This window comes from Streptomyces sp. NPDC002181, assembly GCF_042890485.1.
Taxonomy (GTDB): Bacteria; Actinomycetota; Actinomycetes; order Streptomycetales; family Streptomycetaceae; genus Streptomyces.
Window position 1 is genome coordinate 136933 of sequence record NZ_JBIASC010000008.1, and the last position, 15347, is coordinate 152279.

Genomic DNA, 15347 nt, shown 5'->3' on the forward strand with positions numbered 1-15347 from the left:
GCTACCCCTGCGGGGTGTCGTCCTCGCCCGGCTCGGTGTCGGCCCCCGGCTCGGGGTCAGGCTTGCGCTTCGGCGGGCGGGTCAGGCCACTGCTCGTATCGCGCAGGTACGAGCCGTCGCCCGGCTCGGCCGAGGGGGCCGCCGGGTCGCGGCGGCGCAGGTACCGCTCGAACTCCCGGGCGATGGCGTCGCCCGAGGCCTCCGGCAGGTCCGCCGTGTCCCGCGCCTCCTCCAGCGTCTGGACGTACTCCGCCACCTCGCTGTCCTCCGCTGCCAGTTGGTCCACGCCGAGCTGCCACGCCCGCGCGTCCTCCGGGAGTTCGCCCAGCGGGATCCGGATGTCGATCAGATCCTCCAGCCGGTTCAGCAGGGCCAGCGTCGCCTTCGGGTTCGGCGGCTGGGAGACGTAGTGCGGCACCGCCGCCCACAGCGACACCGCCGGGACGCCCGCGTGCGTACAGGCCTCCTGCAGGATGCCCACGATCCCCGTGGGGCCCTCGTACTTGGTCTCCTCCAGGTCCATCGTCCGTGCCAGGTCCGCGTCCGAGGTGACCCCGCTGACCGGCACCGGCCGGGTGTGCGGGGTGTCCCCGAGCAGCGCGCCCAGGATCACGACCATCTCCACGCCCAACTCGTGCGCGAAGCCCAGGATCTCGTTGCAGAACGACCGCCACCGCATGGACGGTTCGATGCCCCGCACGAGTACGAGGTCGCGCGGTTTCGCGCCGCCGATCCGTACCACCGACAGCCTCGTCGTCGGCCACGTGATCTTCCGTACCCCGTTGTCCAGCCACACCGTCGGCCGGTTGACCTGGAAGTCGTAGTAGTCCTCGGCGTCCAGTGCCGCGAAGACCTCGCCCTTCCACTCCCGGTCCAGGTGCGCGACCGCACCGGAGGCCGCGTCACCCGCGTCGTTCCAGCCCTCGAACGCGGCCACCATGACCGGGTCGATCAGCTCGGGCACGCCCTCAAGCTCGATCACCCAGGTCTCCTTCCGAAGTTCCCTTGCGTACGTGGGCCAGCCTAAGCCTTGAGGGGACACCGGCCACAGCCCACGACGGAGGGGCGGTTCCCCTCGGAACCGCCCCTCTTCCCCACCTGCGTACGAGCTATGCCTTGCGGCCCAGCATCTCCTCGACCCGCGCGCGCACGGAGTCGTCGTCCAGGCCGCGGACCGTCACCGTGGTACGGCGGCGCAGCACGTCGTCGACCGTCTCGGCCCACTCGTTGTCACGGGCGTAGGCGACCTGCGCCCAGATCTCCGGGCCGTCCGGGTGGATCCGCTCGGCCAGCGCCGGGTCCTCGTTCGCCAGGCGGGCGATGTCGAAGGCCAGCGAGCCGTAGTGGGAGGCCAGGTGGCGGGCGGTGAGCGGGTCCATCCGCGTGCCGGGCTCGCGGTCCACCAGCAGGCGGTGCGCGACGGCGTTCGGGTTGGCGACACCGGGCAGCGGCACCCGGCGTACGAGCGACTTCACCGGCTCCATGTCGTCGGTGAGCGGGCTGCCGGGCAGCTTGGCCAGCTTGTCCATGACCACGCGGCCGATGTGCCGGTACGTCGTCCACTTGCCGCCGGCCACCGACAGCATGCCGCCGGCGCCCTCGGAGACGACGGTCTCGCGCTTGGCCTTCTCGACGCCGCCGGGGCCGCCGGGCAGCACCCGCAGGCCGGCGAAGGCGTACGTCATGAGCGAGCGGTCCAGGTCGGCGTCCTTCACCGAGAAGGCCGCCTCGTCCAGGATCTGCTGGATGTCGGCCTCGGTGGCGCGCACGTCCGCCGGGTCGCCCTCGTACACCTCGTCGGTGGTGCCGAGCAGCAGCTGGTCCTCCCACGGGAGGGCGAAGGTGATGCGGTACTTGTCGATCGGGGTGGCCATGGCGGCCTTCCACGGCGACTTGCGCTTCATGACGATGTGCGCGCCCTTGGAGAGGCGGATCGACGGCATCGAGTGCTTGTCTTCCATGCGCCGCAGGTGGTCCACCCACGGGCCGGTGGCGTTGAGCACGACGCGCGCGTCGACGCCGAACTCGGTGCCGTCGAGGCGGTCCTTGAGCTCGGCACCGGTGACCCGGCCGCGCGTCGTGCGCAGGCCGGTGACCTCGGCGTGGTTGAGGACCACGGCGCCCGACTCGACGGCCGCGCGGACCGTCATGACGGCGACGCGGGAGTCGTTCATCTGGTGGTCGTAGTAGACCGCGACGGCCTTGAGGTTGTCCGTCTTCAGACCCGGGTTGTCGGCGGCGGCACGGGCCGGGGATATGACCTTGCCCATGCCGTCGCCGAAGGCCGAGAGGGCGGAGTAGGCGAAGACGCCCGCGCCCAGCTTGGCCGCACCGACCGGTCCGCCCTTGTAGACCGGCAGGTAGAAGGTGAGCGGGTTGACCAGGTGCGGGGCCACGTCCTTGGCCAGCACCCGGCGCTCGTGGTGGTTCTCGGCGACCAGCTTGACCGCGCCGGTCTGCAGGTAGCGCAGACCGCCGTGGACGAGCTTGGAGGAGGCGGAGGAGGTGGCGCCGGCGAAGTCGCCGGCGTCCACCATGGCCACCCGCAGACCCGACTGCGCGGCGTGCCAGGCCACCGAGGTGCCCAGGATTCCACCGCCGATGACCAGCAGGTCGTACGTGGCCTTGGCCAGCTGCTCACGGGTCTCGGCGCGGCTCGCGTTCGAGCCGGCGGTCGGGTGCGTACCCAGGGCGGGGACGCTCTGCAGGGTGCTCATATCTCTTAGCTCCTCGTCGATTGACTCAGCTGGTGCGTCAGCTGGCGTCTTCGTCGTCGATCCAGCCCATGGACCGCTCGACGGCCTTGAGCCAGTTCTTGTACTCGCGGTCCCGCTGTTCGGCGGGCATCCGCGGGGTCCACTCCGCCGCGCGGCGCCAGTTGGCGCGCAGGGCGTCGGTGTCGGGCCAGAAGCCGACGGCCAGGCCGGCGGCGTAGGCGGCGCCGAGGCAGGTGGTCTCCGCGACCATCGGACGGACCACGGGGGCGTCCACGAAGTCGGAGAGGGTCTGCATCAGCAGGTTGTTGGAGGTCATGCCGCCGTCGACCTTGAGGGCCGCGAGCTCGACGCCCGAGTCCTTGGTCATGGCGTCGGTGATCTCGCGGGTCTGCCAGGCGGTGGCCTCCAGGACGGCACGGGCGATGTGCGCCTTGGTGACGTACCGGGTGAGGCCGGCGATCACACCGCGGGCGTCGGAGCGCCAGTACGGGGCGAACAGGCCGGAGAAGGCCGGCACGAAGTAGGCGCCGCCGTTGTCCTCGACCGAGAGCGCGAGCGTCTCGATCTCGGCCGCGGTCTTGATCATGCCCATCTGGTCGCGCATCCACTGGACGAGCGAGCCGGTGACGGCGATGGAGCCCTCCAGCGCGTAGACCGGCTTCTGGTCGCCGATCTTGTAGCCGACCGTGGTCAGCAGGCCGCTGTAGGAGTTGATGACCTTGTCGCCGGTGTTCATCAGCATGAACGTGCCGGTGCCGTAGGTCGACTTGGCCTCGCCCTCGGCGAAACAGGTCTGGCCGAAGAGGGCGGCCTGCTGGTCACCGAGCGCCGAGGCGACCGGGACACCGGCGAGGACGCCGTCCTTGACGTGGCCGTAGACCTCGGCGGAGGACTTGATCTCGGGGAGGATGTCGGTCGGGACCTCCATCGACTCCGCGATCTTCGGGTCCCACTCCAGGGTGTGCAGGTTCATCAGCATGGTGCGCGAGGCGTTGGTGACGTCGGTGACGTGCACGCCGCCCTCGGCGCCGCCGGTGAGGTTCCAGATGACCCAGGAGTCCATGGTGCCGAAGAGGATGTCCCCGGCCTCGGCGCGCTCGCGCAGGCCCTCGACGTTGTCGAGCAGCCAGCGGGCCTTCGGGCCGGCGAAGTAGCTCGCCAGCGGCAGGCCGGTCTCGCGGCGGAAGCGGTCCTGGCCGACGTTGCGGCCGAGCTCCTTGCAGAGGGCGTCGGTGCGGGTGTCCTGCCAGACCAGCGCGTTGTGCACCGGGACGCCGGTGTTCTTGTCCCACAGGACGGTGGTCTCGCGCTGGTTGGTGATGCCGACGGCCTTGACGTCGGCGGCGGTGATCTCGGCCTTGGCGATGGCGCCGGCGACGACCTCCTGGACGTTGGTCCAGATCTCGGTGGCGTCGTGCTCGACCCAGCCCGGCTTCGGGAAGATCTGCTCGTGCTCCTTCTGGTCGACGGCGACGATGCGGCCGTCGCGGTCGAAGACGATGCAGCGGGAGGAGGTGGTGCCCTGGTCGATCGCGGCGATGAAGGGGCCGGTGCTGCTGGTCATGTGGCTGCTCCTGGCAGGTCTGGGTAGGCGGAATCAGGGGCGGTGCGGATCTTGCGATACGTGCCGGGGCTGATCAGGCGAACGCGATGTTGTAAAGACCGCCGGCGAGCGCGGCACCGACGAGCGGGCCGACCACCGGGATCCAGGAGTACCCCCAGTCGGAGCCGCCCTTGTTGGGAAGCGGCAGCAGGGAGTGGACGATGCGCGGGCCGAGGTCGCGGACCGGGTTGATGGCGTAGCCGGTCGGACCGCCGAGCGAGAGGCCGATGCCGACGACGACGAAGGAGGTGATCAGGACGCCGATGACGCCGAGGCCCTTGCCGTCGTCCTGGAGGCCCTGGGTCAGGATCGCCAGGACCAGGACGGCCGTGCCGATGATCTCGGTCGTGAGGTTCTGGACGACGTTGCGGATCTCGGGGCCGGTGGAGAAGACGCCGAGGACGGGGCCGGCCTGGTCGTGCGGGTGCGGGTCCTCCGGGCCGAGCGTGGCGTCACGGATGTGCTCCGGGTCCGAGAGGTGCACCCGGAACTGTCCGTAGTAGGTGACCCACATCAGGACCGCGCCGAGCATGGCGCCGAGCAGCTGTCCGGCGAAGTAGACCGGAACGTCGCTCCAGTCGCCGGTCTTGATGGCCAGGCCGACGGTGACCGCCGGGTTGAGGTGCGCACCGGAGAGCGGGGCGGAGACGTAGGCGGCGATCAGTACGGCGAAACCCCAGCCGAACGTGATCGCGAGCCAGCCTGCGTTCCGGGCCTTGGAGCTCTTGAGCGTCACGGCGGCGCAGACGCCACCGCCGAGCAGGGTGAGCAGGGCGGTACCGATGGTCTCGCCGATGAAGATGTCGGAGGTGGACACCCGCGACTCCTTTGCCTTGCAGGGGTGGGCGGACACCGGGTCCCGTCCGATGGTCCGCGCACTCGGTGAGTGCTTCACCGGTCCTTGGCCTTGCCACACCCTAACGCTTATTGCCGGTAGGTGTTCGACAATGCCGACCGATGAACGGCAGTTTTCATCCCAGGTGAAGAACGCGTCAAGGGTTGGCCAGGCCAAAGTGTCGGATCGTTACCACTAGGTACGATCAGCCAAACCCGGCCACCGGGTGGCCGGGATATGGCGAAAAGAGGGCAGAAAGCGGCCAGGGTGTGGCTTGAAACGCCCTGGAGGGGCCTAGAACCGGCCCGCGCCGAGATCGCGTGAAACAGCACGCGCACAGTCCCGCACGGACGCCACGAGGCTCGCGCGGGGCTCCCCGGCCTCCCCGCACACCCGCTCCACGGCCCCCGCGACCGCCACCGCGCCCACGGGCATCCGGCGCCGGTCGTGGATCGGCGCCGCCACCGAGGCGATGCCGTCCCAGGTCTCCTCGACGTCCGCGGCCCAGCCGCGCGCCCGGGTCAGGTCGAGGATCTCCTCGAAGCCCGTGCCGTCGGTGACCGTCCGGGGGGTGAACGCCTCGCGCTCCGCCTCCAGCGCCTCCGTATGGGCGACCGGGTCGTACGCGGACAGCACCTTGCCCAGGGCCGTGGAATGCAGCGGCTGCATGGCCCCCACCTCCAGCACCTGGCGGCTGTCGTCCGGGCGGAACACGTGGTGCATGATCAGCACCCCGCTCTTGTGGAGCACGCCCACGTACACGCTCTCGCCGCTCGCCCGGGCCAGATCATCCGTCCAGACCAGCGCACGGGCGCGCAGCTCGTGCACGTCCAGGTAGCTGTTGCCCAGGCGCAGCAGCTCCGCGCCCAGCTGGTAGCGGCCCGAGGCGGGGTCCTGCTCCACGAACCCCTCGGCCTGCAGCGTGCGCAGGATCCCGTGCGCCGTGCCCTTGGCCAGGCCCAGGGAGCTGGCCACGTCCGAGAGGCCCAGCCGGCGCTCACCGCCCGCCAGGAGTCGCAGCATCGCAGCGGCTCGTTCGAGCGACTGGATGTTCCGTGCCATCGCGCAGCCTCCTGCTGACGTAGTTCGACAATGCTGAACAGTATCGGTCCATGTCGACCTTGTGCATGGTTGGGCAACTGTTCAGGCCTCCGTCGACCAGGACACCCCTGGCAGACCCCCGCGCACAGAATGCAGTCCGCCACGTGGGACGGCACCACCGGGTCCGGTGCCACGCGGTTACCCTGACCGCGTGCACCCTTGACACAGCGAGGGTGCAAAGCCGACAGCCGTCGCATCCCAGGGAGCACAGCCATGGCCTCGTTGCCGAACCCGCCCGCTGACACCCAGACCCGGGCCGATGCCCTCCGAGAGGCGCTGGCGACCCGCGTGGTCGTCGCCGACGGAGCCATGGGAACGATGCTCCAGGCGCAGGACCCCTCCATGGAGGACTTCCAGCAGCTCGAAGGCTGCAACGAGGTGCTGAACGTCACCCGCCCCGACATCGTGCGCTCCGTCCACGACGCGTACTTCGCGGTGGGCGTGGACTGCGTCGAGACCAACACCTTCGGCGCGAACTTCGCCGCCCTCGCCGAGTACGACATCCCCGAACGCAATTTCGAGCTTTCGGAGTCCGGCGCCCGCATCGCCCGCGAGGTCGCCGACGAGTACACCGCCGCCACCGGACAGCAGCGCTGGGTCCTCGGCTCCATGGGCCCCGGCACCAAGCTGCCCACGCTCGGCCACATCGACTACGCGACGATCCGCGACGCCTACCAGGTCAACGCCGAGGGCCTGATCTCCGGCGGCGCCGACGCCCTGCTCGTCGAGACCACCCAGGACCTCCTGCAGACCAAGTCCTCCATCATCGGCGCCCGCCGCGCCATGGAGGCCCTCGGCGTCTCCGTCCCGCTCATCTGCTCCGTCACCGTCGAGACCACCGGCACCATGCTGCTGGGCTCCGAGATCGGCGCCGCGCTCACCGCGCTGGAGCCGCTCGGCATCGACATGATCGGTCTGAACTGCGCCACCGGCCCCGCCGAGATGAGCGAGCACCTGCGCTACCTGGCCCGCAACGCGCGCATCCCGCTCTCCTGCATGCCCAACGCCGGCCTGCCCGTCCTCGGCAAGAACGGCGCGCACTACCCGCTGTCCGCCCCCGAGCTCGCCGACGCCCAGGAGACCTTCGTCCGCGAGTACGGCCTCTCCCTGGTCGGCGGCTGCTGCGGTACGACTCCGGAGCACCTGCGCCAGGTCGTCGAGCGGGTCCGCGAGCTCAGCCCGGCCGTCCGCGAGCCCCGTCCGGAGCCCGGCGCGTCCTCCCTCTACCAGACCGTCCCCTTCCGCCAGGACACCGCGTACATGGCGATCGGCGAGCGGACGAACGCCAACGGATCCAAGAAGTTCCGCGAGGCCATGCTCGACGCCCGCTGGGACGACTGCGTCGAGATGGCCCGCGACCAGATCCGCGAGGGCGCGCACATGCTCGACCTGTGCGTGGACTACGTCGGCCGCGACGGCGTCGCCGACATGAAGGAGCTCGCCGGCCGCTTCGCCACGGCCTCGACGCTGCCGATCGTCCTGGACTCCACCGAGGTCCCCGTGATCCAGGCAGGCCTGGAGAAGCTGGGCGGCCGTGCCGTCATCAACTCCGTGAACTACGAGGACGGCGACGGCCCCGAATCCCGCTTCGCCAAGGTCACCCGGCTTGCCCGTGAGCACGGCGCCGCGCTGATCGCGCTGACCATCGACGAGGAGGGCCAGGCCCGCACCGTCGAACACAAGGTCGCCATCGCCGAGCGCCTGATCGACGACCTGACCGGCAACTGGGGCATCAGCGAGTCGGACATCCTCATCGACACGCTGACCTTCACCATCTGCACCGGCCAGGAGGAGTCCCGCAAGGACGGCATCGCGACGATCGAGTCGATCCGCGAGCTCAAGCGGCGCCACCCGGACGTGCAGACCACGCTCGGCCTGTCCAACATCTCCTTCGGCCTGAACCCGGCCGCCCGCGTCCTGCTGAACTCGGTCTTCCTCGACGAGTGCGTCAAGGCGGGCCTGGACTCGGCGATCGTCCACGCCTCCAAGATCCTGCCCATCGCGCGCTTCGACGAGGAGCAGGTCAACACCGCCCTCGACCTGATCTACGACCGCCGCGCCGAGGACTACGACCCGCTCCAGAAGCTGATGGCCCTCTTCGAGGGAGTCAACACCAAGTCCCTCAAGGCCGGCCGCGCCGAGGAGCTCATGGCCCTCCCGCTCGACGAGCGGCTCCAGCGCCGCATCATCGACGGCGAGAAGAACGGCCTGGAGGCCGACCTCGACGAGGCCCTGCAGACCCGGCCCGCCCTGGACATCGTCAACGACACCCTCCTGGAGGGCATGAAGGTCGTCGGCGAGCTCTTCGGCTCCGGCCAGATGCAGCTGCCGTTCGTGCTCCAGTCGGCCGAGGTCATGAAGACCGCGGTCGCCTTCCTCGAACCGCACATGGAGAAGACCGACGACGAGGGCAAGGGCACCATCGTGCTCGCCACCGTCCGCGGCGACGTCCACGACATCGGCAAGAACCTCGTCGACATCATCCTCACCAACAACGGCTACAACGTCGTGAACATCGGCATCAAGCAGCCGGTCTCCGCGATCCTCGAAGCCGCTCAGGAGCACAAGGCCGACGTCATCGGCATGTCCGGCCTGCTCGTGAAGTCGACCGTGATCATGAAGGAGAACCTGGAGGAGCTCAACCAGCGCAAGCTGGCGGCCGACTACCCGGTGATCCTCGGAGGCGCCGCCCTCACCCGCGCCTACGTGGAGCAGGACCTCCACGAGATCTACGAGGGCGAGGTCCGCTACGCCCGCGACGCCTTCGAGGGCCTGCGCCTGATGGACGCCCTGATCGCCGTCAAGCGCGGAGTCCCCGGGGCCTCCCTGCCCGAGCTCAAGCAGCGCCGCGTCGCCAAGCGCGACACGCCCGTGCTCCAGGTGGACGAACCGGAGGAGACGGGCGGCCGCTCCGACGTCGCCGTCGACAACCCCGTCCCCACCCCGCCGTTCTGGGGCACCCGCGTGGTCAAGGGCATCCCGCTCAAGGACTACGCCTCCTGGCTCGACGAGGGCGCGCTGTTCAAGGGCCAGTGGGGCCTCAAGCAGGCCCGCGCCGGCGGGGCCACGTACGAGGAGCTCGTCGAGAGCGAGGGCCGGCCGCGGCTGCGCGGTCTCCTCGACAAGCTGCACACCGAGAACCTGCTCGAAGCCGCGGTGGTCTACGGCTACTTCCCCTGCGTGTCCAAGGGCGAGGACCTGATCATCCTCGACGACGACGGCAACGAGCGGACCCGCTTCACCTTCCCGCGCCAGCGCCGGGGCCGGCGCCTGTGCCTGGCCGACTTCTTCCGCCCGGAGGAGTCCGGCGAGACCGACGTGGTCGGCCTCCAGGTGGTCACGGTCGGATCGAGGATCGGCGAGGCCACGGCCAAGCTGTTCGCATCCGACTCCTACCGCGAGTACCTGGAGCTGCACGGCCTGTCGGTGCAGCTCGCCGAGGCCATGGCCGAGTACTGGCACGCCCGCGTCCGCGCCGAGCTCGGCTTCGGCGGCGAGGACCCGGCGGCCGTCGAGGACATGTTCGACCTGAAGTACCGCGGCGCCCGCTTCTCGCTGGGCTACGGGGCCTGCCCCGACCTGGAGGACCGCGCCAAGATCGCCGACCTCCTCCAGCCGGAGCGGATCGGCGTCCACCTCTCCGAGGAGTTCCAGCTCCACCCGGAGCAGTCCACCGACGCGATCGTCATCCACCACCCCGAAGCGAAGTATTTCAACGCACGCTGACGCGGACCGACGTACACTTGTCGGTCCCATACAGGCCGGTCGCCTGTTCCCCGGGGGAATGCCCATGGGGAAGAGGCGGCCGGCCTTCTCGTCCCCTGAGAGAGGTGTGCCGCATGACCAGCACCGTTCCCGCGTCCGTCGCCCGTACGGCCGACGGGCATGCCCTGCAGGCGGTGCTGCTGGACATGGACGGCACCCTCGTCGACACCGAGGGATTCTGGTGGGAGATCGAGGTCGACGTCTTCGACGAGCTCGGCCACCGGCTCGACGAGTCCTGGCGCGACGTCGTCGTCGGCGGGCCGATGACCCGCTCCGCCGCCTTCCTCATCGAGTCCACGGGCGCCGCCATCACCCTGGCGGAGCTGAGCGTCCTGCTCAACGAGCGCTTCGAGGCCCGGATCGCCGACCAGGTGCCGCTGATGCCCGGCGCCGAGCGGCTGCTGGCCGAGCTGGCGCGGCACAACGTGCCCACCGCCCTCGTCTCCGCCTCGCACCGCCGCGTCATCGACCGGGTGCTGCGCGCCCTGGGCCCCGAGCGGTTCGCGCTGAGCGTGGCCGGCGACGAGGTGCCCCGTACGAAGCCGCACCCCGACCCGTACCTGCTCGCCGCCCGCACCCTGGGCGCGCACCCCTCGCGCTGCGCCGTCATCGAGGACACCGCGACGGGCGTGGCCGCCGCGGAGGCCGCCGGGTGCCGGGTCGTGGCAGTGCCCTCCATCGGCGTGATCGCGCCCGCGCCCGGCCGCACGATCGTCAGCTCGCTGGAGGAAGTGGATCTTCCGTTCCTGCGCTCCCTCATCACTCCGATGAACTAATCGCACACGCTCCGTTCCGAATGGAACGGCGGTGTGACCGAGGTCCCACGGAAGGATCTTCCGTTCCATGGCCTGGAGGCCGAAATTCCATCCTTTCCGTGGCAGTTGAGTCGGGTGACCTTTGTCACCCGCCCAACCCCCGACGGACCTGTCCGGGGGCCGGGAAACCTGCCCTTGTGTCCGGATTGATCAGCTCCTGACCGAATCTGAGGCGACGGGCACATAAACAGCCAGTCCGCACCCATCACCGTGCGATTACGCCCCAAGTCCTGCCAGTTCAAGCCATCCCCTCCCAGACCACTAATGTCGACGCGGGCACTACGCCGCACCTCTGCTGCTCAGGACGCACACCCATGCGCCGAAGCCGCGTGGACCGATCGTCACAACACCGGCCCGATCGTTCCGCCCTGAACGGGCGACCGCCGCGAAGTGCCCTTTACGCCGCTTTGAGCAAGTGCCGGTCAAGGGAGTACTTCCAGCATGAACCGCAAGACCCTGGTGCTGACGGCTGCGGCCGGACTGCTCACCCCCACGCTCGCCGCCTGCGGCAGCACGAGCGGAGGCGCAGCCGGATCCGGAGCGATCGTCGTCGGAACCACCGACCGGTTCGAGGCGGCCGATTACGCTCCCGCACCGTTCGACCCGGCCTACGCGTACGACGCCGGCGCCTGGAACGTCCTGCGGCAGACCGTCCAGACGCTGATGCACACCCCCCGCGGCGGCGGCCAGCCCGTCCCCGAAGCGGCCTCCGACTGCCGCTTCACCGACGCCGGCAACGAGAGCTACCGCTGCACCCTGCGCCCCGGCCTCAAGTTCGCGAGCGGCGAGCCCCTCACGGCCAAGGACGTCAAGTACTCCATCGACCGCGTCCTCGCCATCAAGGACGAGAACGGCCCCTCCTCGCTGCTCTCCACCCTCGACACCGTCGAGGCGAAGTCCGCCGACACCGTCGTCTTCCACCTGAAGACCCCGGACGCGACCTTCCCGTACAAGCTCTCCACCCCCGCCGCCGGCATCGTCAGCGAGAAGAACTACGACGCCAAGAAGCTCCGCGAGGGCTTCGCCGTCGACGGCTCGGGCCCGTACACCATGAAGGCCGAGGTCAAGGACAACCACCTCGTCCGCGCCGTCTTCACCAAGAACCCGAACTACAAGGGCGACTTGAAGCTGCAGAACGACAAGGTCGAACTGCGCACCTTCGACGACTCCGCCGCCATGGGCAAGGCCCTGACCGCCGGAACCGTCCACATGGTCTCCCGCACCCTCTCGCCCGCCCAGATCACCGAGTTCGCCGCGAAGCCGCCCAAGGGCGTCAAGCTCGTCCCGATGCCCGGCCTGGAAATCCGCTACATCGGCTTCAACACCGACGCCCCCGGCGTCAAGGACAAGGCCGTGCGCCAGGCCCTCGCCGCCGCCGTCGACCGCAACGCGATCATCGACAAGGTCTACGGCAAGGCCGCCCAGCCCCTGTACTCCCTCGTCCCCTCCTCGGTCCCCGGCCACGTCAACGCCTTCTTCAACAAGTACGGCGAGGCCAACACCGCCAAGGCCGCCGACCTGCTCAAGGCCGCCGGAATCAAGACCCCGGTCAAGCTGACGCTGAACTACACCAAGGACCACTACGGCGACGGCACGGCCACCGAGTTCGAGACCCTCAAGAACCAGCTGAACTCCACCCAGCTGTTCGACGTCACCGTCCAGGGCTCCGACTGGTCCGACTTCCGGCCCGCGCAGAAGAAGGGCGACTACGCCGCCTACGGGCTCGGCTGGTTCCCCGACTACCCGGACGCAGACAACTTCCTCGCCCCGTTCCTGGAGCAGGACAACTTCCTGGGCACGCCGTACGCCAACACCGCGGTGCGCACCAGGCTCATCCCCGAATCCCGGCGCGCCGTCGACCGCAACGTCGCCGCCCCCGCGATCGCGGAGATGCAGGACATCGTCGCCGAGGACGTGCCCGTCCTGCCCCTGTGGCAGGGCAAGCAGTACGTCGCCGCACGCGACGGGATCACCGGAGTGGAGTGGTCGGTCAACGCCATCTCCGACCTCCAGCTGTGGGAACTCGGCCGGGGCGTCAGCGGCTGACACCGGCAGTACCGGCAGGACCGGCGGCGGGTGTCGCAGGCCGGCGAAAACGAAACAGTTCGACTGACTGTGAAGGACGTTCGCGTGATGAGACGTAACCAGTGGCTTGCGGCCCCGCTCGGCGCGGCCACCGCCGCCGCACTGCTCAGCGGTTGCGGTTCGACCGGCAGCCCCAGCGGCGACGGCGGCGGCAAGGGCGTGGTCATGGGCATATCCGACCGGGTACGGTCCACCGACCCCGCCTCCGGCTACGACGCCGGATCCTGGCTGCTCTTCAACAACGTCTTCCAGTCCCTGCTGGCCTTCCCCAAGGGCGGCGGCACCACTCCGGAGCCCGACGCCGCGCAGAGCTGCAACTTCGAGGGCGGCGACAGCAAGGTCTACAAGTGCGTCCTGCGCACCGGCCTGAAGTTCAGCAACGGCCACCCGCTCACCTCCAAGGACGTCAAGTACTCCTTCGAGCGCACCCTGAAGATCAACGACGACAACGGCCCCGCCGTGATGCTCGCCTCGATCGCCGGCATCGACACCCCCGACGACAAGACCGTCGTCTTCCGCCTCAAGACCTCCGACGCGACCTTCCCCAGCAAGATCGCCTCGGGCGCGGGCTCCATCGTCGACCACAGCGAGTACCCGGCCGACAAGCTGCGCACCGACAACAAGGCCGTCGGCTCGGGCGTCTACAAGCTGGACTCCTTCAACGACAAGAGCGCCGGCTTCTCCGTCAACGAGAACTACAGCGGCAAGGCCAAGGCCAAGAACACCGGCGTCACCCTCAAGTTCTTCAACGGCGACCAGGCCGGCCTGAAGAAGACCCTGGAAGGCGGCGACGTCGACTTCGCCTTCCGCGGCCTCGCCGCCAAGGACATCGCCGCCCTGTCCTCCACCAAGACCGGAGACCACAAGGTCGAGGTCGTCCAGGGCACCGGCGCCGAAGTCGAGCACCTCGTCTTCAACATGAACGACCCCGTCGCCGGAAAGCTCCCGATCCGCAAGGCCATCGCCTACCTCGTGGACCGCGAAGCGATCGTCAAGGAGGTCTACGACGGAACGACGACCTCCCTCTACTCGATCGTCCCGGCGGGCATCGCCTCCCACAACACCGCCTTCTTCGACCGCTACGGCGGCAGCCCGCAGCCGAAGAAGGCCGAGGCCGTCCTGCGCGCCGCCGGCATCAAGGACAAGGTGAAGATCACCCTGTACTCGACGACGACGCGCAACGGTCCCTCCACCGACCAGCAGTTCCAGCTCATCGCCAAGCAGCTCAACGAGAGCGGACTCTTCGAGGCCGACGTCAAGTCCGTCGAGTTCACGCAGTACGAGAAGGACGTCGCGGACGGCAAGTACGGCGTGTACGTCAAGGGCTGGGTCCCCGACTACCCCGACGCCGACAGCTTCACCCAGCCGTTCTTCGGTCCGGACAACGTCGTGCACAACAACTACGACAACAAGGAGATCAGCGGGTCGATCATCCCGTCGACCTCCGCGAAGTCCGACCGCACCGCGGCCAACACCGACTACAACCGCCTCCAGGACATCGTCGCCGACGAGATCCCGCTGCTCCCGCTCTGGCAGAGCAAGCAGTACGCCGTCACCCGCCAGAACGTGACCGGCCTGCAGTGGTCCCTGGACGCCTCCACTGTCTTCCGCTTCTGGGAGATCAGCAAGGGCTGACCCGACCCGCCACGCCGAAGGGGCCGGCGGCCGCGCAACGCGGCCGCCGGCCCCTTCGGCCGTTTCCGGCGGCGCTACGCCGTGCCCCCCGGCCGCACCAGACCGCTCTCGTACGCGTACACCGCCGCCTGGACCCGGTCGCGCAGACCCAGCTTCGTCAGCACGTGCCCCACGTGCGTCTTCACCGTCGTCTCGCTGACGAACAGGTCCGCGGCGATCTCCGCGTTCGACAGGCCGCGCGCCACCAGCTTCAGCACCTCGACCTCCCGCTCCGTCAGCGTCCCCAGCGTGTCCGGCACGCTCTCCTCGCCCGACGGCAGATGCCCCGCGTACTTGTCCAGCAGCCGCCGCGTGATGCTCGGCGCCAGCATCGCCTCGCCGCCCGCCACCACCCGGATCGCCTGCACCAGCTCCACGGCCGGAGCGTCCTTCAGCAGGAACCCGCTCGCCCCCGCCCGCAGTGCCTCCACCACGTACTCGTCCAGATCGAACGTGGTCAGCACGAGCACCTTCGCCGGACCGTCCCGGCCCGGACCCGTGATCTGCCGGGTCGCCTCCACCCCGTCCATCCGGGGCATCCGGATGTCCATCAGCACCACATCGGGCTGCAGCGCCCGCACCTGCTCCAGCGCCTGCAAACCGTCCCCGGCCTCGCCGACGACCGCCAGGTCCTGTTCGGCCTCCAGGATCATCCGGAAACCGGTGCGCAGCAGCGGCTGGTCGTCGACCAGTAGGACGCGGATCGCCACGGTGGGGTACCTCGTATTCGTACGGCGGCATCGACGGACGCC

General features: G+C 69.4%; 10 protein-coding genes. 4 read left to right on the plus strand and 6 right to left on the minus strand.

What is annotated here, in order from left to right:
• Position 1: 1 nt before the first annotated feature.
• The 5 genes from ACFYXV_RS20880 to ACFYXV_RS20900 form a co-directional block, all read right to left on the minus strand.
• Entirely contained in the window at positions 2 to 982 is a 981-nt protein-coding gene (locus ACFYXV_RS20880) for a PAC2 family protein (RefSeq protein ID WP_383341431.1), read from the minus strand.
• A 127-nt stretch (positions 983 to 1109) separates the two neighbouring features.
• Positions 1110 to 2717: an FAD-dependent oxidoreductase gene (locus ACFYXV_RS20885; protein ID WP_383341434.1), complete on the minus strand. Its 1608-nt coding sequence runs from the start codon at positions 2715 to 2717 to the stop codon at positions 1110 to 1112.
• Between the two features lie 37 nt (positions 2718 to 2754).
• Positions 2755 to 4281 carry a glycerol kinase GlpK gene (gene glpK, locus ACFYXV_RS20890; RefSeq protein ID WP_383341437.1) on the minus strand — a complete coding sequence of 509 codons (1527 nt, stop codon included), beginning with the start codon at positions 4279 to 4281 and terminating at the stop codon, positions 2755 to 2757.
• 73 nt (positions 4282 to 4354) lie between these two features.
• Positions 4355 to 5137: an MIP/aquaporin family protein gene (locus ACFYXV_RS20895; RefSeq protein ID WP_385475930.1), complete on the minus strand. Its 783-nt coding sequence runs from the start codon at positions 5135 to 5137 to the stop codon at positions 4355 to 4357.
• A 312-nt stretch (positions 5138 to 5449) separates the two neighbouring features.
• Positions 5450 to 6217 carry an IclR family transcriptional regulator gene (locus tag ACFYXV_RS20900; RefSeq protein WP_383341443.1) on the minus strand — a complete coding sequence of 256 codons (768 nt, stop codon included), beginning with the start codon at positions 6215 to 6217 and terminating at the stop codon, positions 5450 to 5452.
• 252 nt (positions 6218 to 6469) lie between these two features.
• On the opposite strand from ACFYXV_RS20900, the gene metH reads away from it, so the two are divergent.
• From metH to ACFYXV_RS20920, 4 genes are all read left to right on the plus strand, one after another.
• Entirely contained in the window at positions 6470 to 9982 is a 3513-nt protein-coding gene (gene metH, locus ACFYXV_RS20905) for a methionine synthase (protein ID WP_385475928.1), read from the plus strand.
• Positions 9983 to 10095: 113 nt separating this feature from the next.
• Entirely contained in the window at positions 10096 to 10797 is a 702-nt protein-coding gene (locus tag ACFYXV_RS20910; RefSeq protein WP_385475926.1) for an HAD family hydrolase, read from the plus strand.
• A gap of 480 nt (positions 10798 to 11277) precedes the next feature.
• Entirely contained in the window at positions 11278 to 12882 is a 1605-nt protein-coding gene (locus tag ACFYXV_RS20915; protein ID WP_385475924.1) for an ABC transporter substrate-binding protein, read from the plus strand.
• Positions 12883 to 12969: 87 nt separating this feature from the next.
• Positions 12970 to 14556, plus strand: coding sequence for an ABC transporter substrate-binding protein (locus tag ACFYXV_RS20920; RefSeq protein ID WP_385475922.1), 1587 nt, complete (start codon positions 12970 to 12972; stop codon positions 14554 to 14556).
• Positions 14557 to 14630: 74 nt separating this feature from the next.
• On the opposite strand, the gene ACFYXV_RS20925 is transcribed toward ACFYXV_RS20920, so the two are convergent.
• Entirely contained in the window at positions 14631 to 15305 is a 675-nt protein-coding gene (locus tag ACFYXV_RS20925; RefSeq protein ID WP_389383728.1) for a response regulator, read from the minus strand.
• Positions 15306 to 15347 lie beyond the last annotated feature (42 nt).

Excerpts from the sequence above, each read along its gene's own strand:
- ACFYXV_RS20885 (WP_383341434.1), bottom strand. The coding sequence starts at position 2,717 with ATGAGCACCCTGCAGAGCGTCCCCGCCCTGGGTACGCACCCGACCGCC.
- glpK (WP_383341437.1), bottom strand. The coding sequence starts at position 4,281 with ATGACCAGCAGCACCGGCCCCTTCATCGCCGCGATCGACCAGGGCACC.
- ACFYXV_RS20900 (WP_383341443.1), bottom strand. The coding sequence starts at position 6,217 with ATGGCACGGAACATCCAGTCGCTCGAACGAGCCGCTGCGATGCTGCGA.
- metH (WP_385475928.1), top strand. The coding sequence starts at position 6,470 with ATGGCCTCGTTGCCGAACCCGCCCGCTGACACCCAGACCCGGGCCGAT.
- ACFYXV_RS20910 (WP_385475926.1), top strand. The coding sequence starts at position 10,096 with ATGACCAGCACCGTTCCCGCGTCCGTCGCCCGTACGGCCGACGGGCAT.
- ACFYXV_RS20915 (WP_385475924.1), top strand. The coding sequence starts at position 11,278 with ATGAACCGCAAGACCCTGGTGCTGACGGCTGCGGCCGGACTGCTCACC.
- ACFYXV_RS20920 (WP_385475922.1), top strand. The coding sequence starts at position 12,970 with ATGAGACGTAACCAGTGGCTTGCGGCCCCGCTCGGCGCGGCCACCGCC.